Origin of the sequence: Streptomyces sp. NPDC091292 (assembly GCF_044757265.1) — a bacterium.
In the GTDB taxonomy this organism is placed as follows: Bacteria; Actinomycetota; Actinomycetes; order Streptomycetales; family Streptomycetaceae; genus Streptomyces.
Window position 1 is genome coordinate 473,221 of record NZ_JBIVUQ010000002.1, and the last position, 25,630, is coordinate 498,850.

The following is a 25,630-nucleotide window of genomic DNA, read 5'->3' on the forward strand; positions in this document are numbered from 1 at the left end:
CAGGTGACACCCATGGCCACCACAGCGACCCCGGCCGCGCCCACCCGCGGCCGGAAGCCCACCGCCGCCGTGACCGGGCGGGACGGCCGCGCGTCGGCCCGCCGCCGCAGGCTCGGCGCGTGCGGCGTCCTGATGACCCCGTTCTTCGTCCTCCTGGTGACCGTCTTCCTGATCCCCGTCGGGGCGGCCGTGTGGCTCAGCTTCTTCAGCGACGACCAGCCCGGACTCGGCTTCGGACCCGAACGGACCGTCTTCGCCGGGCTGCGCAGCTACTCCGCCGTCCTGACCGACCCGACCTTCCTCGCCGGACTCGGCGTCGTCGCGCTCTACTGCCTGCTCTACATCCCGCTCATGGTGATCGGCGCCCTCGGGCTCGCCCTGCTCCTCGACTCCGGCGTGGTCCGGCTGCGCTCCTGGGCCCAGCTCGGTCTGTTCCTGCCGCACGCGGTGCCCGGCATCATCGCCGCGATCATCTGGCTCTACCTCTACACACCGGGCCTGAGCCCCGTCATCGACGTCCTCGGCAAGGCCGACATCACCGTCGACTTCCTGGGCGTGCACACGGTCCTGCCGTCCATCGTGAACATCGCCCTCTGGAGCAATCTCGGCTACAACATGGTCGTCTTCTACGCCGCGTTGCAGGCCGTGCCCCGCGAGGTCATCGAGGCGTCGGTGGTCGACGGCGCGGGACCCGTCCGTACCGCACTCCAGGTCAAGACCCCGCTGGTGCGGCCCTCCATCGTGATGGTCGGGATGTTCACGCTGATCTGGGCGCTGCAACTGTTCACCGAGCCCAAACTGCTCAGCCAGCAGACCCCGATGATCAACTCGCGGTTCTCGCCGAGCATGTACATCTACGACGCGGCGTTCACCCGTAACAACTACGGTCTCGCCGCCGCCGCGTCAGTCGTCCTGCTCGTCACCACCATCGCCCTCTCCTACGGCGTCACCCGCTGGACCACCCGTGCCGACACCTCACAGGAGCCCGCCCGATGAGCGCTGTCACCGCCCCCTCGGGACCACCGCGCCCGCGCGTCCTGGGCCGCTCCGTCGTCAATGTCGTCGTCGGTCTCGCGGTGCTCTACACCCTGCTGCCCGTGCTGTGGCTGGTGTTCGCCGCGACGAAGAACACGGACGCCCTCTTCGGCAGCAAGGTGTTCGGCCTCGACCACTTCTCGCTCGGCCAGAACCTGAGCGACCTGTTCGCGATGGACGACGGCATCTACGGCCGCTGGTACCTCAACAGCCTGCTGTACGCGGTCGTCGGCGCGGCGGTCGGCGCGTTCATCAGCGTCGCGTGCGGCTACGCCTTCGACAAGTACGCCTTCCGGCACAAGGAGAAGCTGTTCGGTCTGGTCCTCGCCGCCGTGATGGTCCCGCAGACCGTCCTCGCGCTGCCCCTGTACCTGATGGCGTCCGGCACCGGCCTGGTCAACACCTTCTGGGCGGTGTTCGTCCCCGTCCTGTTCAACCCCTTCGGCGTCTACCTCGGACGCATCTTCAGCCAGGGATACGTCCCGGACGAGGTCCTCGAAGCCGCCCGGGTGGACGGCGCCGGTGAACTCACCACCTATGCGCGGGTCTCCCTGCGCATGCTCGGACCCGGACTCGTCACCGTCTTCCTCTTCCAGCTCACCTCCATCTGGAACAACTTCTTCCTCCCGATGGTGATGCTCTCCGACCAACACCTGTACCCCGTCAGTCTCGGCCTCTACAGCTGGAACAGTTCCGCCACCGTCTCACCCGAGTACTACCCCGTCGTCATCACGGGCTCCCTGCTCGCCGTTCTGCCGCTGATCCTCGCCTTCGTGCTGCTCCAGCGGTTCTGGCGCTCCGGACTCACCGCGGGCGCCGTCAAGTAAGGAGTTTGCGACACCACATGCCCACCGCACCGAACGGCCGCCCCCGCGCGGCCGTCGCCATGTCACCGCGGGCCGCCGCTGCCGTCCTCGACCCGGCGTCCCTCGCGGCGCTCGCCGAGGTCTGCGACCTGCGGCCCCTGCCCGTCCTCGACGACTTCCGCACGCCCCGGGCCCACGCGGTCCTCGCGGACACCGACCTGCTCGTGACGGGCTGGGGCTGCCCGCCCCTCGACGCCGCCGCCCTCGCCGCCGCACCCCGCCTGCGCGCCGTCGCGCACACCGCCGGTTCGGTACGGCACCACATCACCGACGCCTGCTGGGAGCGTGGCATCGAGGTGTCGTCGGCCGCCGCGGCCAACGCGCTGCCCGTCGCCGAGTACACCGTCGCCATGATCCTGCTGTCCGGGAAGCGCGCCCTCGAACAGGCCCGCGACTACCGCGCGACCCGCCGTCGCGCCGACGCCCTGGGCACCCCGCTCCGCGTCGGCAACTACGGCCGGACCGTGGGCATCCTCTCCGCGTCGCTGATCGGCCGGCGCGTGATCGACCTCCTCGCCCCCTACGACCTGGAGATCCTGCTCCATGACCCCTACGTCACCGACGAGGAGGCGACCGCGCTCGGTACCCGCCCGGTCGGCCTCGGGGAACTCTTCACCGCGAGCGACCTCGTCAGCGTCCACACCCCGCTGCTCCCCGCGACCCGAGGGCTCGTCAGCCGCGACCTGCTGACGTCGATGCGTGCGGACGCGGTCCTCCTCAACACCTCACGCGGCGCCGTCGTCGACCAGGACGCCCTCACCGACCTGGTCACGGCGGGCCGGATCCGGGCCGTCCTCGATGTCACGGACCCGGAGGTGCTGCCCCCCGAACACCCCCTGTGGGACTGCGAGAACGCGCTCATCACCCCGCATCTCGCGGGCTCCCAGGGCAACGAGTGGCGCCGCCTGGCGGATCTCGCGGTCGGCGAGGTCACCCGATGGGCCGCGGGCGACGGTTTCGCCCACCCCGTACGACGCGAAAGGCTGGCCTTCACCGCATGAGCGGCACGAGCGCCCCCAGGGCTCCCTTCGAACTCCCCGCGGAGAACCGGGAACTGAGCCCCCGTACCGGATACACCCGCGACCACTGGGAGGCCGTCGCCGACGGGCTGCTGCGCGCGGCCTGGGCCTGGGCGACGCCGCGTGGCGCCCTCCTCGACCTGCCGGGCCGCCCTTCGCAGTCCGGTGTCCGCTCCGACGGCCTGGAGGGTTACGCGCGCACCTTCCTCGCCGCCGCCTTCCGCATCGCCGGAGCCGACGGCAAGGACCCGCACGGCTGGCTCGAACGGTACGCCGAAGGGCTCACCGCCGGCACCCGCACCCCGGGCCGCGACGACACCGAGTCGTGGCCGCACGTCCTCGGCCACGACACGCATGGCCAGCCCATGGTGGAGTCCGCGTCCGTCGCGCTCGGACTGCGGCTCACCGCCCCCTGGCTGTGGGACCGGCTCCCCGCCGAGGCGCAGGACCGCGCCGAACAGTGGCTGCGCGGCGCGCTGCGGCACACTCCCTCGCCCAACAACTGGTACCTGTTCCCCTACACCGTGGCCGGCTTCCTGGAGTCGGTGGGCCGTGGCGACGAAGAGACCGCCCGCGCCCGGGGACGCGCCCTCGACCTCATGGAGGGCTGGTACCTGGGCGACGGCTGGTACAGCGACGGCGACGGCCGGGCCTTCGACCACTACAACGGCTGGGCCCTGCACCTCTATCCGGTGCTCGACGCCCACCTCGCGGGCGACAGCGCCCTGGCGGACCGCTTCGGACCGCGGCTGCGCGCCCATCTGGAGGACTTCTCGCTGCTGTTCGGCGCCGACGGCGCGCCGATCCACTTCGGCCGCTCCCTCACCTACCGCTTCGCCGCCGCGTCCGCCGTCGCACTCGGCGCGGTGACCGGCCACACCCCGCTCACCCCCGGCACCTCCCGAAGACTCGTCAGCGGTGCGCTGCGGCACTTCCTCGACCGGGGATCCGTGGGCCCCGACGGGCTGCTGAGCCTCGGCTGGCACGGCCCGCACGTGCCGACGCTCCAGCGCTACTCCGGCCCGGCGTCCCCGTACTGGGCGTCCAAGGCGTTCGTGTCGCTGCTCGCCCCGGCCGGGCATCCGCTGTGGACGGCGACCGAGGAGCCCGCGCCGAGCGAGACCTCCGACCGGGCCGTGGCGATGCCCGTCCCGGGGTTCCTCGCGCAGTCGACCCGGGCGGACGGGATCGTACGGCTGCATAACCACGGAAGTGACCATGTCCGGCCGCAGGAGGGGGAGTCGGCCGCCGAGGACGACCCGCACTACGGCCGGCACGCCTACTCCACGCGGACCGGACCCACCTCCGGCGAGAACATCGCCGACAACCAGCTCTCGATCGAGGTCGCGGGCGTCCGTAGCACGCGCCGCCGGATCCGCCCGCTCGGCGCGGGCCACGGCGCGGGGTGGGCCTGGGCCGCCTCCTGGCACCGGCCCGTGTTCCCGACCAGGTCGCCGATGGTGCCCGGCCTGCGCGTCGAGAGCGTCACCGTGGTCCGGGGCCGCTACGAGGTACGGGTGCACCGGGTCGTGGGGGCGCCGCCCGGTGCGCGGGTCCATCAGACCGGCTGGGCGACCGGCCCGGACGAGGACCTGAAATCCGGGCTGCACGCGCTCATCGGCTGGACGGAGACGACGGCCACCCGGGCTCCGCAGGGGACGGCGTTCACCCGCTGGGCCCGCGTACCGGGACTCGCCGCCGGCACCGACGGCGCCACGGTCTTCGCCGCGCTGGCCACGCTCACGGGTGAACCGGATCCGGCGCCCCTGGCCGACGCGGTGAGCGGGGCGGGCCTCGCGGAGGGTGAGGACGCGGTGGAGGTGCGCTGGGCCGACGACGGATCGACCACGCGGATCACCTTCGGACCGATCACGGTGCAGCACCGGGGGGCGCCCTGAGACGACCCGTCACACGGAGGCGCGTGCGCGGGCCAGACCGGCGGCCTCCGCGAGCGGGCCGTGGTGGACGGGGCCGTGGCCCGGCAGCAGCACGTCGGCGGGCAGTTCCGCCAGGACGGCGAGCGAGGCGACGGTCCGCGCCCGGTCGGTGTCGAACATGCGGGGCAGCAACTGCGGGCCGCGCAGCCGTGACGTGGGATGGGCGCTGGTCAGGGCGTCCCCGGAGATCACCAGGCCGGCCTCGGGCAGGTGGTACACGCAGTGGCCGTCCGTGTGGCCGGGCGTGTGCACCGGTACGGGCCGGCCCGGCAGGTCCAGGGCACCGGCGGTGGGGAAGGGGCGCGGGTCGGCCACCGGGACCTGGGCGGTGCCGCCGGAGCGCAGCGCGTGCACGGCCCATGGGACCACGCCCGGCCGCCAGGCGTTCGCGAGCACCTGGCCGATGGACACCTGGTGAAGGAACTCGCGGCGCGCGTGCGGCACTTCGGCCTCGTGCAGAAGGACCGGTGTGCCGTACGTACTGCTCAGGTACTCCGCCGAGCCGATGTGGTCGTTGTGCGCGTGCGTGATCAGTACCGCCGTCACCGCTTCGGGGCGGTGGCCCAGCTCCGCCAGCGAGTCGAGCAGCCGCTGCCGGTCGGCGGGGTAGCCGGTGTCGACCAGCGTGACGGCGTCCCCCTCTGCGATGACGATCCAGTTCGTGTCGCTGCCGTGCACCAGATGAACTCCGCTGGCCACCTCGACCATTGCACCCTCGTGCATCGCGCCCGCCTCATGAGAACCCCCGACCGATCCGACCCGCGTACTCTCTCACCTCGCACGGGTCGACTCCGGAAGGGGCCGCAGCGGTGTCCGCGCACACCGGACGGGCCCGCCCGGTGGGGGGTGGGCGGGCCCGCGTTCCCGGGGTCGGTCAGCCGCTGACGTTCACATCGACGCAGGCGTAGAAGGCGTTCGCGGTGTCCGCGATGTTCCACACCGCGAGGACCTTCTGCTTGCCCGAGAGCCCGCCGAAGTTCACCTGGTGGGTGACGGTCGCGCCCGGCTGGGCGCCGTTGTCGTTGAACTCGGCGATCTTCTGGCCACCGGCGTAGTACTGCCAGGTGCTGGTGGCATGACGGGCCGTCAGCCGCCACTGGAACTGCGTCGAGCGGCTCACCGGTGTGACGGCCCAGCCCTTGCCGTCGTCGTCCAGCTCGGCGAACCGGCCGTTGCCGCCGCTACAGCTCGTCAGCCCCTTGGGGCCTTCCACGCTCTGAGGCTCGTACTTGATGTCACCACAGCTCACCGTGCCGGCGGCGCACTGCGCCTGTCGGCTGGGCGGCGTCGAGATGTACCCGTGGGCACTCGCGGAACCCGTCGGGAGGCTGACGGCGAGGACCGGGGCCAGCGCGGCGCCGATGATCGCGGCCGTCTTCTTCCTGGCGTGCATGAACTCTCCTTCGCTCCTGGCTTCCCTGCGGGCGTACGGGGCCGTGGGGGACCCGGGTACGGACAGGTCGGCCACTCAAGGGTGGGGCCGAGAGGCGCGCGAATGCGCAGCGCGTCCGTGTGTGCAGACGCGATCAACCGCGCGCATCCGGAAGGGGATTGCTGCTTGGACTAGACCATACAGGTGGACGCGAACACGTCAAGGGCGCGACAGGAGAACGCAGTTGGGAGACGTGCGAAGGGCCCGCCGGGCGTGCGAAGGCGCTCGGCTGGCGAGGCCGGGGGCGCGTCGGATAAGGCGCCGGCGGAATGTTCGCGACCGGTATGTTGGCGACGGGTACGGGTGGCCTGCTGAGCCGCTCTGACGGGTACGGACGGCGTGCTCAGCCGCTCTTCAGGCGTAGCTGTACGTCCTTCTCCTGGTCGCCCGCCGCCATGCCTTCCTCGGCGACCGTGAAGGCCGCGGAGAGTGCCGCGCGCAGGCGGTCGACGGCCTGGTAGCCGCCCTGGACCTCGGCCGTCACCGTCGCGGCCAGCGCCGTCGCGCCGGGCGCCCCCTGGATGTCGGTCGTGTCGAAGGTCGCCGCCCAGACGGAGGGCCGTCCGCCGGCCGCGTCCCGGGGGGCGTCCTCGGCCGTGCGGTCGCACACGAAGACCGACCGCAGCACCCGGAAGACCTGGCCCGCGTCGTCCTTGGAACAGTCACTCAGCTCCACCACGACCTCGGCCGCGGGATGTGCCGTCTTGTTCACGATGGATCATCCCTCTCTGAGCCTGCGGACCCGGGGCGGGGGCCTCACCTCCAGGCTGACGCGTGGGGCGCCCGGCGGCGACCGGAGGGGGCTGCGCGGGGCCGCCCGGGGCGACCGGTGGGGCGCCGCCACGGCTCACCCGTGCTCAGGGACCCCTCCGGCCCCAGGGGCATCACGCCCGGCCGGCGAGAAGGTGTGCTCACGGTATGAGCCCCCCTGTCCGCGTTGCGCGGGCCGCCCCGTCACGCCAGGGTCGGACCAGGCATGCGTGACCGCATGCCGAGCGGCACAGCACACAGGGCAACAAAGGACGACAGCCGACGCACCCAGGAGATGAGGCCCCATGCCGGACGTCCCCCCGGCTCCGACCACTCTCACCGACACCGAGGCGACAGCCCTGGACGCGCACTGGCGCGCGGCCAACTATCTCGCCGTCGGTCAGATCTACCTCATGGCCAACCCGCTGCTCACCGAACCACTGCGGCCCGAGCACATCAAACCCCGCCTGCTCGGCCACTGGGGCACCTCACCGGGCCTCAACCTCGTCCACACCCATCTCAACCGCGCCATCCGCGACCGTGACCTGGACGCCCTGTGCGTCTGGGGTCCGGGGCACGGGGGACCGGCGGTCCTGGCCAACTCCTGGCTGGAGGGCACGTACACCGAGACGTATCCCGATGTCACCCGGGATGCGGAGGGCATGCGGCGGCTGTTCCGGCAGTTCTCCTTCCCCGGCGGCGTGCCCAGCCATGTCGCCCCGGAGACCCCCGGCTCGATCCACGAGGGCGGCGAACTCGGCTACTCCCTGGCGCACGCCTACGGAGCCGCCCTCGACAACCCGGACCTCCTCGTCACCTGCGTGATCGGCGACGGCGAGGCCGAGACGGGACCGCTCGCCACGTCCTGGCACTCCAACAAGTTCCTGGACCCGGTGCGCGACGGCGCCGTCCTGCCGGTCCTCCACCTCAACGGCTACAAGATCGCCAACCCGACCGTCCTGGCCCGGATCGGCGACGCCGAACTCGACGACCTGCTGCGCGGGTACGGACACGACCCGCTGCACGTCACGGGCGACGACCCGATCGCCGTCCACCACGCCATGGCGACCGCCCTCGACACGGCGCTCGACCGCATCGCCGTCATCCAGCGCCAGGCCCGGGGCGGCGGCGCCACCGAGCGCCCCCGCTGGCCCATGATCGTGCTGCGTACGCCCAAGGGCTGGACCGGGCCCGCCACGGTCGACGGGCTGCCCGTCGAGAACACCTGGCGGGCCCATCAGGTCCCGCTGTCCGGGGTCCGGGACAACCCCGAGCATCTGCGGCAGTTGGAGGAGTGGCTGCGCTCGTACCGCCCCGAGGAGCTGTTCGACTCCGTGGGCCGGCCGCGCGGCCAGGTGCTGGCCTGTGTGCCCGAGGGCGACCGCAGGCTCGGCGCGAGCCCGCACGCCAACGGCGGACTCCTCCTGCGGGATCTGCCGATCCGCTCCCTCGACCGGTACGCCGTCCCCGTCGACAAACGGGGCACGACCCTGCACGAGCCGACCCGGGTACTCGGCGGGCTGCTCGCCGGGATCATGAAGGACACCGCGGAGCGCCGCGACTTCCGGCTCGTCGGGCCCGACGAGACGGCCTCCAACCGGCTGGACGCGGTGTACGAGATCACCGCCAAGGCGTGGGAGGCCGACTTCCTGCCCACCGACGAGAACCTGGCCCGTGACGGACGCGTCATGGAGGTCCTGTCGGAGCACCTGTGCCAGGGCTGGCTGGAGGGCTACCTCCTCACCGGCAGACACGGGCTCTTCTCCAGTTACGAGGCGTTCGCGCACATCGTCGACTCGATGGTCAACCAGCACATCAAGTGGCTCAGAACCTCCCGGCGCCTTGCCTGGCGCCGCCCGATCGCCTCGCTGAACTATCTGCTGACCTCGCACGTCTGGCGCCAGGACCACAACGGCTTCTCGCACCAGGACCCGGGCTTCGTGGACCACGTCCTCAACAAGAGCCCGGAGGTCGTCCGCGTCTATCTGCCACCGGACACCAACACCCTCCTGTCGGTCGCCGACCACGCCCTGCGCAGCCGCGACTACGTCAATGTGATCGTCGCGGGCAAGCAGCCCTCCTTCGACTGGCTCACCATGGACGAGGCACGCGCGCACTGCGCCCGGGGCGCCGGTGTCTGGGAGTGGGCGGGCACCGAGGACGGCAGCGCCGAACCCGACGTGGTGCTGGCCTGCGCGGGCGACGTGCCCACGCAGGAGATCCTCGCCGCTGCCGACCTGCTCCGCCGCAACCTCCCCGAACTGGCGGTACGGGTGGTCAACGTCGTCGACATGGCCCGGCTGATGCCCCACGACGAGCATCCGCACGGCATGACCGACTTCGAGTACGACGCCGTCTTCACCCGGGACAAGCCGGTGATCTTCGCGTACCACGGCTATCCATGGCTGATCCACCGGCTCGCGTACCGGCGTGCGGGGCACCCGCATCTCCATGTGCGCGGCTACAAGGAGGAGGGCACGACGACCACGCCGTTCGACATGGTCGTCCGCAACGACCTCGACCGGTACCGCCTGGTCATGGACGTCATCGACCGGGTTCCCGGGCTCGGTGTGCGCGCGGTCGCCCTGCGCCAGGAGATGGCCGACGTCCGCACCCGGCACCACGCCTGGATCCGCGAGCACGGCACCGATCTGCCGGAGGTCGAGGACTGGACCTGGAACGGCTGACCGCACGGCGGCCCCGGCGCCCCGGGCGGGTCAGGCGCTGGGCGCCGGGTCGGCCGCCGCCAGGAACTGCGTCGTCGCCAGCTCCGCGTACAGCTCGTCCGCCGCGACCAGTTCACCGTGGGTGCCCACCGCCCGTACCCGGCCCGTGTCCATGACCACGATGCGGTCCGCGAGGGTGACCGTGGACAGGCGGTGGGCGACGACGAGGACGGTCGTGGTGCGCGCGACATCGGCGACGGTGTCGCGCAGCGCCGCCTCGTTGACGGCGTCGAGCTGGCTGGTGGCCTCGTCCAGGAGCAGCAGCCGGGGGCGCCGCAGCAGCGCGCGGGCGATCGCGACGCGCTGCCGCTCGCCGCCGGAGAGTTTGGTCCCGCGGTGTCCGACGAGCGTTTCCAGACCGTCGGGCAGCCGGTCCACCAATCCGTCGAGCCGGGTCGTGCGCAGGAGGTGTCGCAACTCCGCCCCGTCCGCCGACGGGTTGCCGAGCAGCAGGTTGTCGCGGAGCGTGCCCGAGAGCACGGGCGCGTCCTGCTCCACGTAACCGATCGCCGCCCGCAGCCGCGAGACGTCCCAGTCCCGCAGATCCCTGCCGTCGACGGTTATGCGTCCCGACGTGGGCTCGTAGAACCGCTCGATCAGCGAGAACACGGTCGTCTTGCCCGCGCCCGACGGGCCGACGAACGCCGTCATCCCGCGCGCGGGAACGGTGAACGTCACCCCGTGGTGCACCGGTGGGCTGTCCGCGTAGCCGAAGTGGACGGCGTCGAAGGCGAGCGAGAGGGGTTCGGCGGCCGGTTCGGGCAGCGCGGCGGGCTCGGCCGGGTCCTCCACCGGAAGCCGCTGGGCCTCCTGGATACGGGAGATCGCCGCCGCTCCCGCCTGGTACTGCGTGATCGCGCCGACGACCTGCTGGATCGGCGACATCAGATAGAACACGTACAGCAGGAAGGCGACCAGGGTGCCGATACTGATGGCGTCCGTCGCGACGCGGGCGCCGCCCACCGCGAGGACGGTGATGAACGCGACCTGCATGGACAGACCGGCGGTGTTCCCGGCCAGCGCCTCCCACTTGGCGGCCCGTACGCTCTGCCGCCACGACTCCTCTGCCGCCGCGTGCACCGCCTGCTCCTCGCGGTGCTCGGCCCCGGACGCCTTGACGGTGCGCAGGGCCCCGAGCACCCGCTCCAGGGTCGTCCCCATCCGGCCGACCGACTCCTGGGCGCTGCGGGTCGCCCTGTTGATGTGGGGCACGATGACGCCGACGACCGCGCCGGCCGCGGCGATGACGGCGGCCGTGACCCCGAGCAGGACCAGGTCGGTCCAGCCCATCATCACCAGCGTCGCGACCAGCGTGAGCCCACCGGTGCCGAGACCGACGAGGGTGTCGGTGGTGACGCCGCGCAGCAGGGTCGTGTCCGAGGTGACCCGGGCCATCAGGTCGCCCGGTTCGCTGCGGTCGACGGCGGTGATGCGCAGCCGCAGCAGATACGAGGTGAGGGTGCGGCGGGCGCCGAGGACCACGGACTCGGCGGTGCGGCGCAGGACATAGCCGCCGAGTGAGCCGATCGCCGCGTTCAGCACGACGAGGACCGACATGAGGATCAGCGGGCCCGTGATCGCCTCGTCCCTGGACAGGTTCTCGATCAGGGAGCGCGCCACCAGGGGCAGTGCGAGACCGGTCGCCCCCGTGACCAGGGCAAGCAGCGCGCCGGCGAGGAGCCACCAGCGGTGCGGCCGGGCGTAGCCGAGGAGCAGCCGCCATGCGGGCTGTTCGTCCGGGACCGGGGCGGGCCCCTTCCGGGCGTCGCCGCTTCCGTCGTTGTGCCGGTCGCCGTCCCGGCCGTCGTGCTCGGCGTTCACGTGGTCCCCCCGGTGCTGGAGTGGTGCGGCGGCCGGTCCCCCCGGGCCGCGCTGGTCAGCCTGCCGCGAAGGCGACCGTGCCGTCGGGGAGCACGGCCTCGACCCTGGCGCCGTGCTCCACCGTCCGGCTGACGGTGCAGTACTTCTCATGGGTCAGACGCACCCCGCGCTCGAACACCTCCGCGGCCCGCTCGTCGCCCTCGGGCAGATCAAGTTCATAGGTTACGCGGAGCACCCCGACCCGGCCGTCGTCCTCAGGTCGTGACCTGGACTCGACGACGATCCGCAGCCCGTCGTGCTCGACGGCCCGCGCGGTGCGGTCCACGACGAGTCCGCCGCAGCCGCCGAGCGCGGCGAGAAGCAGCTCCACGGGCGTGAACGAGGGCTGCCCGTCGGGGGCGGCATCGCCAGGGGCGGCATCGCGGGGGTCCGGGCCGATCCGCACCTCGGCGCCCCGGTCGTTGCGCGCGGTCCAGTCCCGGTAGCCGTTGCGGACGGTTTCGATGCGGTAGTCGGCCATGGCGGACGGTTCTCCTCGCTGCTGTCGGGCGGCGCCGGATCCTCACCGGTGCCCGCTGCCCCGAACCGTACTGACCGCCCGCCCCGGCGCGGCGGAGGCCGGACCTCAGGGTGCCGACTGGATGTCGCCGTGCGTGGACGACGCGATGGGGTCCCGGTGCGCGAAGTCGCCCGGCGGGATGCCGGGGTGATGCCCGAGCCGGGGCGCCGGCACCGCGGCGGGCGGGCCAAGGGTGAGCCGGGACACGATGCGGTAGCGGTCGCCCCGGTACAGCGAGTGCACGTACTCGACGGGCTGTCCCTCGGTGTCCGACGTGAGCCGTTCGAAGAGCAGCGCGGGCGACAGTTCGGGTACGTCGAGGAGTTCGGCCTCGGCCCGGGTGACGACGGTCGGCTCGATCGCCTGCACCGCCTCCCGCACATGGACGCCGTGCTGTTCGCGCAGATGCTCGTACAGGTCGCCGCTCTCCAGCTCCTGGGCGGACAGCTCGGGGACGAGGTCGGCCCTGATGTGCAGATGCTCGATCGCCATGGGGGAGCCGTCGACCAGCCGCAGCCGTGCCACGTACACGATGTCGGCGGCCGGGGAGATCCGGAGTCTGCGGCCCACCCGGGCGCCCGCCGGGATGGTCGTGAACTCCAGGAGCCTGCTCGACCAGGCGCCCGACGCCTGGGGCACGCTCAGCGTCTGCTGTCCGGAGACCAACTCCTGGGTGATCTTCTCCGGTGCGACGAACATGCCGCGGCCGTGCTCCCGTACCAGCAGGCCCGCGGCGACCAGTTCGTCCACGGCCGCGCGCAGGGTCGGGCGGGAGACGCCCAGGCGTGCGCAGAGCGTCCGCTCGGACGGGATGGCGTCCCCCGGGCGGTGGGACTCGATGAGTTCGAGGATGAAGTCGCGGACCCGCTCCCGCTTGAGCACCGCCCCTGGTGCGTCGGCGTTCATGCTGTGCCCCCTCTTGCGCGGATGTCTCCGACCAGACCGATCATTCTTTACCAGTTGAGGGTCAGTGGACCACAACTGGGCTGCTGGTCAGGGGAAGTGTAACCGCTGTCACCCGCCGATCGGCCGAGCCGGCCCAGCCGAGTCGGGCCAAATCCCTTACCGCAGAAGGGCTTGACGGCCACATTGGTCTATGCCACCTTCAACGACCATCAAGAGGTGAGCTATCCAGTGAGTCTCACTGGTCAGGTGGTTCGGTCCTGTCTTCTCTGGTCCTGTCTTCTCCGAGGTGAACCGTGAAGCTCCGCTTGCTCGCCGCTGTGTCCGCGCTCCTGATGGCCGCCGGACTCAGTGCCTGCAGTTCCTCCGACCCCTCGTCCGGCGCGGCCGGTGACGGCGGCGGGAGGACCACCATCGACGTCTGGCTGATGCGCGACAGCGTCTCGGACGCCTTCCGGAAGGAGTTCGTCAAGGGCTTCGAGACCGCGCACCCCGACCTCCGCGTCAAGGTGCAGATCCAGGAGTGGGACGGCATCGGACAGAAGGTCACGGCGGCCCTGGCCAGCAATGACGCACCCGACGTCATCGAGGCGGGCAACACCCAGGTCGCCCAGTTCGCGCAGAGCGGCGGCCTGCTCGACCTCAGCGACAAGGTCGCCGAACTCGACGGCGAGAACTGGCTGAAGGGCCTCGCCGAGCCCGGCTCCTACGACGGCAAGCAGTACGGCATTCCGTACTACGCGGCCAACCGTGTCGTCGTCTACCGCACCGACCTCTTCAAGAAGGCCGGCGTGGACGCGAGCGCCCTCACGACACGTGACCAGTGGATCGCGGCGACGGAGAAGCTCAACAAGGGCGCCACGCAGGGCATCTATCTGCCGGGCCAGAACTGGTATGCCCTGTCCGGGTTCATCTGGGACGAGGGCGGTGACCTCGCCACCGAGTCCGGCGGCACCTGGAAGGGTGCCCTCGACACCCCCGAGGCGATCCGCGGCGTCGAGTTCTACCAGCGGCTCCAGGCGCTCGGCAAGGGGCCCAAGGACGCCGACGAGGCCCAGCCGCCGCAGACCGAGGTGATGGCCGAGGGGCAGGTCGCGCAGATCATCTCCGCGCCGGGCGGAGCGAAGCTGATCGCGCAGGCGAACCCGGAACTCCAGGGCAAGCTGGGCTTCTTCCCGATCCCCGGCAAGACCGCCGGCACACCGGGCGCCGTCTTCACCGGCGGCTCCGACCTCGTGGTGCCCACCGTCGCCAGGCATCACGACGCCGCGCTCACCTTCATCAAGGAACTCACCGGCGAGACCTGGCAGAAGAAGCTTGCCCTCGCCATGAGCTACGTACCCAACCGCACGACGCTCGCCGACGCCGTCGCCTCCGACCCGGGCGCCGCCGCCATGGCCGTCGGCGCGGCCAACGGACACGCCACGCCCAACACCCCGGGCTGGGCCGCCGTGGAGGCCGAGAACCCGATCAAGGACTACCTGACCGCGGTCCTCACCGGGGGCGACGCGAAAGCGGAGGCGGCGAAGGCGTCCGCCGACATCACGCGGGCGATGAAGACGGGTTCCTGACCGCAGGTCCGAAGGCGCCCCGAGCGACCCCGAGTCCCCGAACCCCGGAAGGAGGAGCGCCGTGTCGGTCATCCGCGAGCGGACCGCGCCCCGCCCCCTCAGCCACCGGCCGCCCCGGCGCTCCCCGGGCGCCGACGGACCCCACCGCAAGGCCCACGGCAAGGCACACCACACGGCGCCGACCGACGGCGGCACCCCGTGGCCGTACCTCCTGATCGCGCCCGCCGTCCTCGGCATGCTCTATCTGCTGGTCTACCCGCTGGTCCGCGCGGTCGTGATCTCGCTCCAGCGGTTCGGACTGCGCGAACTCGTCCTCGGCAAGGCGGAGTTCGTCGGCCTGGAGAACTACCGGACCCTGCTCTCCGACCCGCGCTTCTGGGAGGTCGTCCGCCGCACGTTCCTCTTCATGGCGATCAACGTGGCCCTCATCATGGTGCTGTCCACCCTGGTCGCGCTGATGATCGAACGGCTGCGCAGGGTCGGCCGTACGGTCGTCCTCAGCGCCCTGGTCCTGGCCTGGGCGATGCCCGTGGTCGCGGCGACCACGGTGTTCCAGTGGCTGTTCCACTCCGAGTTCGGCATCGTCAACAAGGCGCTGACCGGCATCGGCCTGGAGTCCTTCGACCGCTATCCGTGGTTCGCGCACGGGCCCGCCGCCTTCGCCATCCTCGTCCTGCTGATCGTCTGGCAGTCGGTGCCGTTCGCCGCCGTCACGCTCTACTCGGCCCTGACGACCGTCCCCATCGAGCTGTACGAGTCGGCGCGGCTCGACGGCGCGGGCGGCACCCGCATCTTCCGCTCGATCACGTTCCCGATCGTCCGGCCGATCTTCCTGCTCGTGCTGTCGCTCGAAGTCATCTGGACCTTCAAGGCGTTCGTGCAGATCTGGGTGATGACCCGGGGCGGTCCGGGCGACGCCACCACGATCCTGCCCGTGTACGCGGTCCAGACGGCCCTCTCCAGTCAGCGCTACGACCTGGGCTCCGCCGCGTCCATGGTCACCGTCGTGCTGATGTCCGGCGTGCTGGTCCTCTACTTCCGCCAGATGTTCCGCCGGGAGGCCGAGCAGCGATGAACCCGACCCGCCACCGCCAACGCCCCCGCCTGAGCCTCCGCCTCCGCCGACTTCCGCTGAACGCCGCCGCCGTCGTCACGGTCGCCGTCTGTCTCTTCCCCGTCTACTGGATGATCTCCACGGCGTTCAAGCCGTCCCGTGACATCCAGTCCGACAGCCCCCGGCTGGTGCCGCAGACCTGGACCCTCGACCACTTCCGCAGAGCCGTGGACGCCGACGGCTTCGGACTGTTCTGGCGCAACAGCGTCCTCGTCACCCTCGGCGCCGTCCTGCTCGCGCTGCTCGTCGCGCTCGGCGCCGCCTTCGCCGTCGCCCGGATGCGCTGGAAGGGCCGGCGGCAGTTCATGCTCATGGTCTTCCTCGCGCAGATGGCGCCCTGGGAGTCCCTGATCATCCCGATCTACATCATCTCCAGGGACACCGACATGCTCGACCGGCTGCCGACCCTCACCCTGGTCTACTTCATGATCACGCTGCCGTTCACCATCGTGGTGCTGCGCGGCTTCATCGGCACCATCCCGCCCGAGCTGGAGGAGTCCGCGCAGGTCGACGGCTGCACCCGGCTCGGCGCCTTCCGGCACATCGCGTTCCCGCTGCTCGCCCCGGGCCTCATGGCGACCTCGCTGTTCGGCTACATCACCGCCTGGAACGAGTTCGCGTACGCCAACTTCCTCATCATCAAGCAGCAGGACAACCGGACGCTGCCCGTGTGGCTGTCGTCCTTCCAGAACACGTTCGGCACCGACTGGGGCGCCACCATGGCGGCCTCCACCCTCTTCGCCCTTCCGGCCCTGGTGGTGTTCCTGCTGCTTCAGCGCCATGTGACCTCGGGGTTCGCCGCCGGAGCCGTCAAGGGCTGACCCCCGCCGCACCCCTTCGCGCAACCGCCTTTGCGCGCCCCCTCACAACCCGGGGGCCGCCCCGCACGCGACCCGTCACGGAGGCCGACCTGTGTCCGCACCCCGACCCGAACCCGCCCTCGTACCCCGCCCCACCAAGGCGGCCTTCCGCTCCGGTCACTTCACGTTCGACCGCACCACCACGCTCCGCGTCGACCCCGGCGCCGAACCCGCCGCCGACCTGCTGCGCACCCTCCTCGCCCCGGCGACCGGCCTGCCCCTGCGCCCGTCCCCGCAGGGACAGGTCGTGTTCGCCCTCGACCCGCAGCTCAGCGGCCTCGGCGAGGAGGGCTACGGACTCACCGTCGCCCCGCACGCCGTCCTCCTGCGGGCCGGGCACCCCACCGGACTGCTGCGCGGTGTCCAGACGATCCGTCAGCTCCTGCCCCCCGAAGCCCTGTCCGACCGCCCCCGGCGCCCCGGCCGCTGGGAGCTGCCGTGCGCCGAGATCACCGACAAGCCCCGCCACCCGTGGCGCGGCGCGATGCTCGACGTGGCCCGCCACTTCCAGCCCGCCTCCTTCCTGCGCCGTTACGTCGACCTGCTCGCGCTGCACAAGCTGAACGTGCTCCACCTCCACCTCACCGACGACCAGGGCTGGCGCATGCCGGTCGCCGCCTACCCCCGGCTCACCGAGATCGGCGGACACCGGGCGGAGTCCATGGTCGGCCCGGCCGGCAGCGCCACCTACGACGGCGTCCCGCACGGCGGCTCCTACACCCGCGCCGAACTCGCCGGCCTGGTCGCCTACGCCCAGGCGCGCGGCGTCACCGTCATGCCGGAGATAGAGATGCCGGGCCACGTACGCGCGGCACTCGCCGCCCACCCCGAACTCGGCGCCCACCCCGCCCGGCAGCTCGACGTCTGGACCGGATGGGGTGTGTGCGACACCGTCCTCGCGGTCCACGAGGACCATGTCCTCGACTTCTGCACCACCGTGCTCGGCGAGGTCATGGACGTGTTCCCGTCCCCGTACATCCACGTCGGCGGCGACGAGTGCCCGACCACCGAGTGGGCCCGCAGCCCGGCCGCCCGCGCACGGGCCGCCGCCGAAGGGCTGCCGGACACCGACGCGCTGCACGGCTGGTTCCTCGGCCGGATCGGCGCCTTCCTCACCGCCCACGGCCGGCGCCCCACCGGCTGGGCCGAGAGCGGCGGCGAACTGCCCGGCGACTTCACCGTCATCACCTGGCGCGAACCCGCCCACGCGCTGCGCGCCGTCCGCCGAGGCCACGCCGTCGTCAGCGCCCACTACCGCGCCACCTACCTCGACTACGCCCAGTCCGACGACCCCGCCGAGCCGCCCGCCCAGCCCGGAGCCGTCGTCGACCTGCGGGCCGTGCACGCCCACGACCCGGTCGCGGACGACTCGCGCACCCCGGCGGCCGGGCAGGTGCTCGGCGCGCAGGCCCAGCTCTGGACCGAGTTCGTCACCACGCCCGACCACGTCGAATACCTCACCTACCCCCGGTTGTGCGCACTCGCCGACCGGACCTGGACCGGCCCCACGGACTGGTCCGACTTCCTTGCACGACTCGGCCCCCACACGGAGCGACTGGACGCACTCGGCGTCCGTCACCGTCCATCCCACCGTTCCGGAGAGGAAGCATCATGAGCAGCATCCCCCCGAGCAGGATTTCCCGAGGCAGGCTGCGTACCGCGGTCGCCACCGCCGTCGCGGTGACCCTCGGCGCCGCGGGACTCGCGGCGCTCCCGGGCACCGCGAACGCCGCTGCGGACGGCCTCGCCGTCCAGTACCGCACCAGCGCGTCCGGCGCCACGGCCGACCAGTCGGAGCCCTGGCTGAAGGTACGCAACACCAGCGCCGCCCCGGTACCGCTGGCGAACGTCAAGGTCCGCTACTACTTCAAGGCCGACACCGCGAGCACCGCCTACCGCTTCGCGTGTTCCTGGGCGGTCAAGGGCTGCGCCAACATCACCGGCACCTTCGGCACGCTCACGAACCCGACCGCCACCGCCGACCGCTATCTGGAGATCGGCTTTACCCCGGGCGCCGGCTCCCTCGCCCCGGGCGCCGACACCGGGGACATGCAACTCCGCTTCTACCGCGCCGACTGGCAGACCCTGCGACAGAGCGACGACTACTCCTTCGGCGCGAGCCAGACGTCGTACGCGGACTGGGCGAAGGTCACCGCCCTGCTCTCCGGGAGCCAGGTGTGGGGCACCGCCCCCGAGGGCAACACACCGACCGACCCGCCCACCGACCCCCCGACCGACCCGCCGGCCGGGGGCGCCGTGCTGTTCGACGACTTCAACTACAGCAACTCGGCCGACCCGGCGATCTCGGCGCACGGCTGGAGCGTGCGCTCCAACTCCGGTGGCCCCGGTGTGCCCGGCGCCACCTGGGCCCCGGAGAACGTCACCTTCGCCTCCAGCGGCGGCAACTCCGTCATGAACATGGAGACCTCGACCGCCGGCACCGCCGCGAGCACCAAGCAGACCGAGGTGCTCACCAAGGCGATGAAGTTCAAGAACGGCACCTACGCGGCCCGGGTGAAGTTCAACGACGCGCCGAAGTCGGGCCCGGACGGCGACCACCTGGTGCAGACGTTCTTCACCATCAACGACCTCAAGGCGCCGATGGCCGACGACTACTCCGAGTACGACTTCGAGTACCTGCCCAACGGCGGCTGGGGCGAGCCGTCGAACATCCTCTACACGACGTCCTGGGAGACCTACAACCCGGACCCGTGGCAGGCCGTCAACCAGCACACCGAATCCCGCCAGAGCTACGCCGGCTGGCACGACCTGGTGCTGACCATCGACAACAGCACCATCAAGTACTACGTCGACGGACAGCTCTTCGGCACCCATGACGCCGCATATCTGCCGGAGCGTCCGATGTCCATCAACTTCAACCAGTGGCTGATCGACCTCGCGGGCCAGACCAGCACCACGCCGCGCGCATACGACCAGCAGGTCGACTACGTCCTGCACGTCAAGGACCAGGTCCTCACGCCCGCGCAGGTCGCCGCGAAGGTGGGTGCCTACCGGTCGGCGGGGACGACGTTCGAGGACACGGTGCCGGGGGCCTGACCCGTCCCGTACGCGTGGATGAGCGAGGGGCGGAGACCCTGACGGCCTCCGCCCCGTCCGCCGTGTCGCTTGTGCCGGGGGTCAGCCGGTGGTGGCGCGGTCGGGCACCGGCGTGCTGACCCAGGTGTCGGAGTTCCCGTCCGCCGGGAGCCAGCGCAGCCGCAGTTCGCGGTGTGCCGTTTCGCCGGTCATCCGTGTCGTCGTCCCCTTGGCGCCGCACTGCATGCCGATCACCTGCCCGAGCGGTGACTTCCAGGTGCCGGGCGCGGTGCCGTCGTCGGCCTGGAGCACCACACATCCGCGCCGGTCCGTCAGCTTGGTGACATCGGCCGTCACCAGGGTCCCGCCGTCCGCCGTCGGACGCGTCGCGATCGTGGCCGAACCGGCCTTCTCGCTGTCGGCGACGACCAGCCGCACCGGCTCCCGCTCCACATCCGGTCCCGCGGCCACCGCAGGGCCCGCCACGAGGGCGGACGCCGCCCCCAGCAGGACCGGCGCCAGCGCCACCGCCACGACATCACGTACGCGCATATCGACCTCCTTCTCTTCGGGCCGCCGCCGTCCGGCGGCCGTCCGCCCTGGTCAAACGGGCCGGGCCGGACGGCGGCACGCGGCGAACGGGTGAGCCGCAGGAGGGCCCCCGCGGGCTTCCGCGCCCGGTGCGCCACCCGCGTCAACCTCTGTAGGCCAATCCCCTGACAGCGCGGAGATTCTGCTTAAAGGTGAGGAAATGTGGTGATATCGGGCGATGTGGCTCCAGGGCTTCGCCGGGCACGACCGAGCGTGACCTGCCCTGTGGCCGGAGAGGACAGGCACATGCTCCGGATACGCACCGCAGCGCCGCTCGCCATGGGCGCTGCCTCGCTGGCCCTGCTGGGCTCCGCACCCGGCGCGGTCGCGGCTCGGGCGCAGGCCAGTGGCGCCAGTGCCGCCGTGTCACCTGCGGTGGTCGCTCCCGGCGGTTCCTTCACGCTGACCGTGGACTGCTCCGCCCTCACCAACCCCGTGGTGACCACCGGCAGCGGAATGGGGCTCGAAGCCCCGGTGACCCTGACGTCGATCGGCGGCGGCAGATACCAGGGCACGGGACGCCTCGGCCGCAATCTCGGCAACGCGAGCGCCGTCGGCATCGACGGCAACTGCGGGTCGACGGCCAGCACGTGGACGGCCGGCATCATCATCTCCGCGTTCGCCACGAGCCCCCCGACCCCGACGCCGACCCCCACCGTGACGCGCACGCCGACCCTCAGGCCCACGCGTACACCGACTGTCAGGCCCACGAGCACGCCGACCGTCGGGCCCACCCGCACGCCGGCCGTCCGTCCCCCGCTCACCCCGGACCCCTCGCGCTCCGCGACGGCCGGTGCCGTACGAGGCGGCCTGGGCGGGGCGTTCGGCGGCCACCCCACCGTGGCCGACGTCGCCGTCGGGTCCGGACTCGTCGCCGCCGGAGTGGCGACGGTGTACTTCGTCCTCCGCCGCCGCACCCGCGCGCAGCGCCACTGAACCGACCGGCGCCACCACCCCCTTCGCGTGACTGCCCCGGGTCCCAGGGACGCGGGGCAGCCGTACGTCTGTCGTGGTGGCGAGTCAGTCGGAGGTGCGGCGGCGCACCGCGAAGTAGACACCGCTGCCCAGGGAGCCCGCCACCAGGGCGCTGCCCAGGGTGAGTTGGACGGGTCCGATCTCGCCGATGCCTCCGCCGGTCCCGGCCCGCACGCCCTTGCGCTCGGACAGCCCGAAGGGCTCCGACTCCTTCCGGTGCTCCCACTCCCGCTGACGCTCCGGTTCCCTTGGGCGCTCCGGTTCTCTCGGACCGTCGGGCCGCTGTTCCGTCCGGGGGTCCTTCTGGCGCTCGGGCCCGGGGCCCATGACCCCGGGGTTTCCGCCGGCCTCGCCGCGACCGTCGTCCGAGATCGTCACCCGGGCGGTCTTCGACCGGCCGTCGCAGGTGAAGGTCGCGTCGTACTGGGCGGCCGGCTTGGCGTCGGAAAACACCTTCGTCCGCGCCTCGCGCCCCTCGTTGAGCTGGGCGGAGTCGAAGATGCCCGAGTCGACGGTGACGTTCGGCACCCGGCAGCCGCGCGAGGTGAGCGTGACCGTGTCGCCCGGCCGCACCGTGGCGGGTTCGACGCCCACCTGCCACGACTCGTCGGCGGCCGACGCCGCCGGGGCGGCCACGACCACCCACGCCGCGGCGGCCACCACGGCTCCCGAGGCCCGTACGATCGCCCGCATCACACCACTTCCCGTCCGCCGCGCGCCCCGGTCCGCCGGGGCCCGCACGGCGCTCTCGTCCGCTTTCGCACAGGACCTTGCTGTGTGGACGCTAGGAGCGGGTGAACGACGGCGCCGCCCGGCAGGGTCCATACGGGCGGTCGCCCCTGCCATTCGGGCCACCACGGGTGGCGTCCGGCTGAGTACCCGTACTCAGGAGCGGCCTACGGCGAACGGTCATACTCACCCCATGACTTCACGAGGACGCCTGGCTCTGGCGACGGCCGCTCTGGTCGCCGTACCGCTCGCGCTCACGGGCTGCGCTGACAAGGGCGGGAGCGCCGACGCGGGCCGGACCAGCGACGCGTCAGGGGTTGTGCAGGAGTCGGCCACGCCGTCCGAGACAAGTGCGACCCCGGCATCGGATGACGGCGCCGCCCCGACGGCGAAGGGGAACGCGTCCTGCCCGGAGGCGTCCGCGAGCACGGCGGCGCCGGACTCCGGCGCCACCACCGGCGAGCAGGGCGGCGACGCCAACCCCAAGTACGCGGAGAACCACGCCTACCGCCAGACCCTGCCCCTCTCCGGCGACGCCCTCTGTACGGCCGCCGAGGAGACCCGCCGCGTGAAGAAGGCGCTCGGGGCGCTCGCCGGGACCGAGAAGGCGACGGTGGCCCAGGTCAGGACCGCCCTCAAGGGCCTCGGCTTCGACGCGTCCACCGTCACCGTGAACAGCTACGGGAGCGGCCTGGTCAGTTACGTCGTCGATCTGCGCCCGGTCTGCGTGGAGGGCTCCCTCAACACCGCCACGCGCGCGAGCGTGACCGCCGAGGCGCACGGCGTGTACATGGAGGGCACCGGCTGCCAGGAACCCGAGGGCGGCCACTGACCGGTGCCGGACACGACAGGACCGGACCGTTGGCGGACCCCGACCGCTCAGACCGTCGGCGTGCGGCGGCCCAGACCGAGCGTCAGACCCTCCGGCATCATCGTCAGCCGCTCCGTGACCCGCAGGCGGTACGCGGGATCGGCCGCCAGGTCGTACCGGCGCAGCAGCAGACCGAGGACCAGCGTCGCCTCGTGCAGCGCGAACTGGCGGCCGATGCACGCCCGCGCGCCGGTACCCCACGGCTTGAAGGCATGCGCGGGCCGGGACCGTACGGCGGCGGGCGTGAAGCGCTCGGGGTCGAAGCTCTCCGGATCGTCGCCCCACACCGACGGATCGCGGTGCAGCATGATCGTCAGCACCAGTGCCCAGGCACCCCGGTTCATCGGATGGACACCGGACAGCGTCGTGTTCCGTGTGGCCTCGCGCGCGAAGGCGGGCGCGGTCGGCCACAGCCGCAGCGACTCGTCCAGGACCCTGCGGACGTACCGCAACTTCGCGACCTGCTCGTACGCCGGCCGTGGCGTGTCGCCCCACACCTGGTCGACCTCGGCCCGCGCGCGGGCGGCGATCTCCGGATGCAGCGCGAGGTAGTGCAGCGCGAACGACAGCGCCCCCGAGGTCGTCTCGTGCCCCGCGACCAGGAACGTGATGACCTGCCGGCGGATGTTCTCGGGCGACAGCCGCTCACCCGTGACGGGGTGCGCGGTCTCCAGCATCCGGTCGAGCAGATCACCGGAGCCACCGGAGCCACCGGCCTCGCGGGGCGCCGCACGCCGTGACGCGATCACCTCGTCCACGATCCGGTTGAGGTACGCGATCTCTTCGGCGTTGCGCCGGGTCGCGCCGCGCAGCACCAGCGGCGCCAGGGGAGCGGGGACGGCGTTGCGCCGCTGCGCGAACGACAGCGTGCCGACCATCGCCGTGACGAACGGGTGCGGCCGGGACCGTTCGAAGGACCCGAAGTCATGGCCGAAACCGGTACGGGCGATGGTCTCCAGCGTCAGTTTCGTCATGTCGCCCGGCACGTCCACCCGCGCGCCCGCCGACTCCCGCTCGTCCCAGTGCGCCGTCAGCCGCTCGGCGACGTCCAGCATCAGCGGGTGGTAGCCCTCCATCGCCTCACGGCTGAAGCCGGGCGCGAGCACGTCGTGCGCCAACTGCCAGTTGGGCTCGTGGTTGTACGCCGTGAACAGGCCGTCGCCCGCGACGGGACGCAGATTGGCGACGCCGAGCCCGACGTGCTTCGCGAAACGCGACTCGTCCGCCAATTCGGCCACCGGATCCGCGCCCCACACGAAGACGATCTCCTTGCCGAGCGCCTTACGCCGGAAGACGGGACCGAGCTGCCGCGCGAACTTCATCGAGTCCTGCACCGGCGTCTTCATGTTCGAGCCCAGCACATCGCCGAGCAGCGGCAGCCGGCGCGGGGGACGGGGGATGCGGTCCAGCTCCGGCCAGCCGGTCTCCGCACTGCGAAACCCCTTGTCGACCCCGTCCGCCCCTTCGGTCCCGTCGGCCCTCGCGCCCCCGACCGACCTGGTCGTGCCCGCCATCCGCGCCATCTCCCCAGTCGTTGTTGTACGCGGGTTCAACAGTGCTCCCAGTCTGGGCACGTTGTTGAACTCGCGTCAAGTAAGGTGCAGTAAGGTGCGCAACATGGCTGGGAAACAGGGGGAGCGCACCCCGGGTGGGCGCGCCGCGCAGCCGGGGGAGCGCGCCCCACGGAAGCGGCTGAGCACCGAGGAGCGCCGGGAGCAGTTGCTGTCCGCCGGCGCGAGCCTCTTCGCGCAGCATCCGTACGACGATGTGTGGATCGAGCAGGTCGCCGAGATCGCCGGAGTCTCCCGCGGCCTCCTGTACCACTATTTTCCCACCAAACGGGACTTCTTCGCCGCCGTCGTGGAGCGCGAGAGCGCCCACATGCTGCGCCTGACGGCCGCCGAGCCCGGAGTCCCCGTACGGGAGCAGATCCGCACCGGCCTCGACGCCTTCCTGGACTACGTGCACACCCACGCGCACGGCTTCCGCGCCTTCCACCGCGCCGCCGCCACCGGCGACCCCCTGGTGCGGGACCTCTACCGTGCGGGGCTCGCCGCCCATGAGCGGCAGATCCTCGACGCCCTCGCGGCGGACCCGGAATCCGCCCACATCACCCGGGACCCCGTCACCCTGCGGATCGCGGTACGCGGCTGGCTCGCCTTCATGGTCGCGGTCTGCCTGGACTGGCTCGACGAACCCGACCTCTCGCGCGATCAGCTACGGGATCTCTGCGCGAGGGCGCTTCTGGGGGCGATCGAGCCGCAGGACCTGGTCGAGCCGTAAGGGTGGCATCAAGCCGTGGCGGAGGCCGACGAGGCGCGGTGAACTGGTACGTCCGGGAGGGACTGCGTACCGGAATACAGGGTATTCAGGTGGTATGACCGGAATGAGTACACACCTGGTCCTGGCCGCACCGGACGGGCTGCTAGTCATCGGTCCCTTCATCATCGGGGCCGTCATGGTGGTTGCTCTGATCTGGATCGTCTGGCTGGGCATCAGGATGCGCAGCAGGGAACCGGGACCGCCGAGCGCGGACCAGCAGCCGCATCTCCCCGATACGGGTGCGGTCCACGAGGTCAGTGAGCGGCGCGAGCCGGACGAGGTGCCGTTCGAGAAGGACGGCGGCCTCAACCCCTACCAGCTCCACGGGAACCTCCCGAACAAACGGAGCGACGACCAGCGGCGCAGGCGCTGGACCCCGGGCCACGGAGGCTCCTTCGGAAGCGGCGGAGCAGGCGCGATGTAGGGCCGCCGCCCGGTAGCGCCGGGCGGTAGGGAGCGCCACGGGCGGGAGGAGACGAGCCGTGGCGACGGGGGAGGACGGCCCGAAGGCAG

Annotated in this window: 23 protein-coding genes; 14 read left to right on the plus strand and 9 right to left on the minus strand. The window is 71.8% G+C overall.

Going from position 1 to position 25,630, the window contains the following annotated elements:
• The first annotated feature begins 12 nt into the window (after positions 1-12).
• Genes ACIQNU_RS10210 through ACIQNU_RS10225 form a run of 4 tightly spaced genes read left to right on the plus strand, consistent with a single transcriptional unit; the run spans position 13 to position 4,818 of the window.
• Positions 13-996, plus strand: a complete 984-nt coding sequence (locus tag ACIQNU_RS10210; protein ID WP_401363640.1) for a carbohydrate ABC transporter permease — start codon at positions 13-15, stop codon at positions 994-996.
• Positions 993-1,862: a carbohydrate ABC transporter permease gene (locus tag ACIQNU_RS10215; protein WP_401363643.1), complete on the plus strand. Its 870-nt coding sequence runs from the start codon at positions 993-995 to the stop codon at positions 1,860-1,862. Before ACIQNU_RS10210 ends, ACIQNU_RS10215 begins: the two co-directional genes overlap by 4 nt.
• A 17-nt stretch (positions 1,863-1,879) precedes the next feature.
• Entirely contained in the window at positions 1,880-2,902 is a 1,023-nt protein-coding gene (locus ACIQNU_RS10220; RefSeq protein ID WP_401363646.1) for a hydroxyacid dehydrogenase, read from the plus strand.
• Positions 2,899-4,818, plus strand: coding sequence for a DUF2264 domain-containing protein (locus tag ACIQNU_RS10225; protein WP_401363649.1), 1,920 nt, complete (start codon positions 2,899-2,901; stop codon positions 4,816-4,818). The genes ACIQNU_RS10220 and ACIQNU_RS10225 overlap by 4 nt, the downstream gene beginning before the upstream one ends.
• A 9-nt stretch (positions 4,819-4,827) precedes the next feature.
• On the opposite strand, the gene ACIQNU_RS10230 is transcribed toward ACIQNU_RS10225, so the two are convergent.
• The 3 genes from ACIQNU_RS10230 to ACIQNU_RS10240 form a co-directional block, all read right to left on the minus strand.
• Entirely contained in the window at positions 4,828-5,565 is a 738-nt protein-coding gene (locus ACIQNU_RS10230) for an MBL fold metallo-hydrolase (RefSeq protein ID WP_401364249.1), read from the minus strand.
• A gap of 166 nt (positions 5,566-5,731) precedes the next feature.
• Positions 5,732-6,250, minus strand: coding sequence for a lytic polysaccharide monooxygenase auxiliary activity family 9 protein (locus tag ACIQNU_RS10235; protein ID WP_401363652.1), 519 nt, complete (start codon positions 6,248-6,250; stop codon positions 5,732-5,734).
• A 382-nt stretch (positions 6,251-6,632) separates the two neighbouring features.
• Positions 6,633-7,001, minus strand: a complete 369-nt coding sequence (locus ACIQNU_RS10240) for a hypothetical protein (protein WP_401363655.1) — start codon at positions 6,999-7,001, stop codon at positions 6,633-6,635.
• A gap of 343 nt (positions 7,002-7,344) precedes the next feature.
• Between ACIQNU_RS10240 and ACIQNU_RS10245 the strand changes: the two genes are divergently transcribed.
• The gene (locus tag ACIQNU_RS10245) at positions 7,345-9,726 is read left to right on the plus strand and encodes a phosphoketolase (RefSeq protein ID WP_401363658.1); all 2,382 of its coding nucleotides are present in this window, start codon (positions 7,345-7,347) and stop codon (positions 9,724-9,726) included.
• A gap of 30 nt (positions 9,727-9,756) precedes the next feature.
• Here the strand turns inward: ACIQNU_RS10245 and ACIQNU_RS10250 are convergent, their stop codons facing one another.
• The 3 genes from ACIQNU_RS10250 to ACIQNU_RS10260 form a co-directional block, all read right to left on the minus strand.
• Positions 9,757-11,736, minus strand: coding sequence for an ABC transporter ATP-binding protein (locus ACIQNU_RS10250; protein ID WP_401363661.1), 1,980 nt, complete (start codon positions 11,734-11,736; stop codon positions 9,757-9,759).
• Positions 11,642-12,106, minus strand: coding sequence for an OsmC family protein (locus ACIQNU_RS10255; RefSeq protein ID WP_401363664.1), 465 nt, complete (start codon positions 12,104-12,106; stop codon positions 11,642-11,644). The genes ACIQNU_RS10250 and ACIQNU_RS10255 overlap by 95 nt, the downstream gene beginning before the upstream one ends.
• A 105-nt stretch (positions 12,107-12,211) precedes the next feature.
• Positions 12,212-13,051: a GntR family transcriptional regulator gene (locus tag ACIQNU_RS10260; protein WP_401363667.1), complete on the minus strand. Its 840-nt coding sequence runs from the start codon at positions 13,049-13,051 to the stop codon at positions 12,212-12,214.
• 293 nt (positions 13,052-13,344) lie between these two features.
• Here ACIQNU_RS10260 and ACIQNU_RS10265 point away from each other — a divergent pair, with 293 nt between their 5' ends.
• From ACIQNU_RS10265 to ACIQNU_RS10285, 5 genes are all read left to right on the plus strand, one after another.
• Positions 13,345-14,619 carry an extracellular solute-binding protein gene (locus ACIQNU_RS10265; RefSeq protein ID WP_401363668.1) on the plus strand — a complete coding sequence of 425 codons (1,275 nt, stop codon included), beginning with the start codon at positions 13,345-13,347 and terminating at the stop codon, positions 14,617-14,619.
• A 61-nt stretch (positions 14,620-14,680) separates the two neighbouring features.
• A complete protein-coding gene (locus ACIQNU_RS10270; protein WP_401363671.1) occupies positions 14,681-15,694 on the plus strand; it encodes a carbohydrate ABC transporter permease in 1,014 nt (337 codons plus the stop codon).
• The gene (locus tag ACIQNU_RS10275) at positions 15,691-16,554 is read left to right on the plus strand and encodes a carbohydrate ABC transporter permease (protein WP_401363674.1); all 864 of its coding nucleotides are present in this window, start codon (positions 15,691-15,693) and stop codon (positions 16,552-16,554) included. The genes ACIQNU_RS10270 and ACIQNU_RS10275 overlap by 4 nt, the downstream gene beginning before the upstream one ends.
• Positions 16,555-16,645: 91 nt before the next feature.
• The gene (locus ACIQNU_RS10280; protein WP_401363677.1) at positions 16,646-18,208 is read left to right on the plus strand and encodes a beta-N-acetylhexosaminidase; all 1,563 of its coding nucleotides are present in this window, start codon (positions 16,646-16,648) and stop codon (positions 18,206-18,208) included.
• The gene (locus tag ACIQNU_RS10285; protein ID WP_401363679.1) at positions 18,205-19,650 is read left to right on the plus strand and encodes a cellulose binding domain-containing protein; all 1,446 of its coding nucleotides are present in this window, start codon (positions 18,205-18,207) and stop codon (positions 19,648-19,650) included. The genes ACIQNU_RS10280 and ACIQNU_RS10285 overlap by 4 nt, the downstream gene beginning before the upstream one ends.
• Before the next feature lie 81 nt (positions 19,651-19,731).
• On the opposite strand, the gene ACIQNU_RS10290 is transcribed toward ACIQNU_RS10285, so the two are convergent.
• On the minus strand, positions 19,732-20,181 hold the full coding sequence (locus ACIQNU_RS10290) for a hypothetical protein (RefSeq protein ID WP_401363682.1): 450 nt from the start codon (positions 20,179-20,181) through the stop codon (positions 19,732-19,734).
• A 285-nt stretch (positions 20,182-20,466) separates the two neighbouring features.
• On the opposite strand from ACIQNU_RS10290, the gene ACIQNU_RS10295 reads away from it, so the two are divergent.
• Positions 20,467-21,156, plus strand: coding sequence for a hypothetical protein (locus ACIQNU_RS10295; RefSeq protein WP_401363685.1), 690 nt, complete (start codon positions 20,467-20,469; stop codon positions 21,154-21,156).
• An 84-nt stretch (positions 21,157-21,240) separates the two neighbouring features.
• Here the strand turns inward: ACIQNU_RS10295 and ACIQNU_RS10300 are convergent, their stop codons facing one another.
• Positions 21,241-21,888, minus strand: coding sequence for a hypothetical protein (locus tag ACIQNU_RS10300; RefSeq protein WP_401363688.1), 648 nt, complete (start codon positions 21,886-21,888; stop codon positions 21,241-21,243).
• 229 nt (positions 21,889-22,117) lie between these two features.
• Here ACIQNU_RS10300 and ACIQNU_RS10305 point away from each other — a divergent pair, with 229 nt between their 5' ends.
• Positions 22,118-22,756, plus strand: coding sequence for a hypothetical protein (locus ACIQNU_RS10305; RefSeq protein WP_401363691.1), 639 nt, complete (start codon positions 22,118-22,120; stop codon positions 22,754-22,756).
• 47 nt (positions 22,757-22,803) lie between these two features.
• Here ACIQNU_RS10305 and ACIQNU_RS10310 read toward each other — a convergent pair whose 3' ends face one another.
• Positions 22,804-24,309, minus strand: coding sequence for a cytochrome P450 (locus ACIQNU_RS10310; RefSeq protein ID WP_401363693.1), 1,506 nt, complete (start codon positions 24,307-24,309; stop codon positions 22,804-22,806).
• Positions 24,310-24,412: 103 nt separating this feature from the next.
• On the opposite strand from ACIQNU_RS10310, the gene ACIQNU_RS10315 reads away from it, so the two are divergent.
• Both ACIQNU_RS10315 and ACIQNU_RS10320 read left to right on the plus strand, forming a co-directional pair.
• Entirely contained in the window at positions 24,413-25,078 is a 666-nt protein-coding gene (locus ACIQNU_RS10315) for a TetR/AcrR family transcriptional regulator (RefSeq protein ID WP_401363696.1), read from the plus strand.
• Positions 25,079-25,181: 103 nt separating this feature from the next.
• Entirely contained in the window at positions 25,182-25,541 is a 360-nt protein-coding gene (locus tag ACIQNU_RS10320; protein WP_401363699.1) for a DUF6479 family protein, read from the plus strand.
• The last annotated feature ends 89 nt before the right edge of the window (positions 25,542-25,630 follow it).

Coding starts and splice junctions, on each gene's coding strand:
- ACIQNU_RS10285 (WP_401363679.1), top strand. CDS start 18,205: ATGAGCAGCATCCCCCCGAGCAGGATTTCCCGAGGCAGGCTGCGTACC.
- ACIQNU_RS10255 (WP_401363664.1), bottom strand. CDS start 12,106: ATGGCCGACTACCGCATCGAAACCGTCCGCAACGGCTACCGGGACTGG.
- ACIQNU_RS10290 (WP_401363682.1), bottom strand. CDS start 20,181: ATGCGCGTACGTGATGTCGTGGCGGTGGCGCTGGCGCCGGTCCTGCTG.
- ACIQNU_RS10260 (WP_401363667.1), bottom strand. CDS start 13,051: ATGAACGCCGACGCACCAGGGGCGGTGCTCAAGCGGGAGCGGGTCCGC.
- ACIQNU_RS10315 (WP_401363696.1), top strand. CDS start 24,413: ATGGCTGGGAAACAGGGGGAGCGCACCCCGGGTGGGCGCGCCGCGCAG.
- ACIQNU_RS10215 (WP_401363643.1), top strand. CDS start 993: ATGAGCGCTGTCACCGCCCCCTCGGGACCACCGCGCCCGCGCGTCCTG.
- ACIQNU_RS10250 (WP_401363661.1), bottom strand. CDS start 11,736: ATGAGAAGTACTGCACCGTCAGCCGGACGGTGGAGCACGGCGCCAGGG.
- ACIQNU_RS10225 (WP_401363649.1), top strand. CDS start 2,899: ATGAGCGGCACGAGCGCCCCCAGGGCTCCCTTCGAACTCCCCGCGGAG.
- ACIQNU_RS10305 (WP_401363691.1), top strand. CDS start 22,118: ATGACTTCACGAGGACGCCTGGCTCTGGCGACGGCCGCTCTGGTCGCC.
- ACIQNU_RS10275 (WP_401363674.1), top strand. CDS start 15,691: ATGAACCCGACCCGCCACCGCCAACGCCCCCGCCTGAGCCTCCGCCTC.
- ACIQNU_RS10295 (WP_401363685.1), top strand. CDS start 20,467: ATGCTCCGGATACGCACCGCAGCGCCGCTCGCCATGGGCGCTGCCTCG.
- ACIQNU_RS10230 (WP_401364249.1), bottom strand. CDS start 5,565: ATGGTCGAGGTGGCCAGCGGAGTTCATCTGGTGCACGGCAGCGACACG.
- ACIQNU_RS10245 (WP_401363658.1), top strand. CDS start 7,345: ATGCCGGACGTCCCCCCGGCTCCGACCACTCTCACCGACACCGAGGCG.
- ACIQNU_RS10235 (WP_401363652.1), bottom strand. CDS start 6,250: ATGCACGCCAGGAAGAAGACGGCCGCGATCATCGGCGCCGCGCTGGCC.
- ACIQNU_RS10320 (WP_401363699.1), top strand. CDS start 25,182: ATGAGTACACACCTGGTCCTGGCCGCACCGGACGGGCTGCTAGTCATC.
- ACIQNU_RS10300 (WP_401363688.1), bottom strand. CDS start 21,888: ATGCGGGCGATCGTACGGGCCTCGGGAGCCGTGGTGGCCGCCGCGGCG.
- ACIQNU_RS10310 (WP_401363693.1), bottom strand. CDS start 24,309: ATGGCGGGCACGACCAGGTCGGTCGGGGGCGCGAGGGCCGACGGGACC.
- ACIQNU_RS10220 (WP_401363646.1), top strand. CDS start 1,880: ATGCCCACCGCACCGAACGGCCGCCCCCGCGCGGCCGTCGCCATGTCA.
- ACIQNU_RS10210 (WP_401363640.1), top strand. CDS start 13: ATGGCCACCACAGCGACCCCGGCCGCGCCCACCCGCGGCCGGAAGCCC.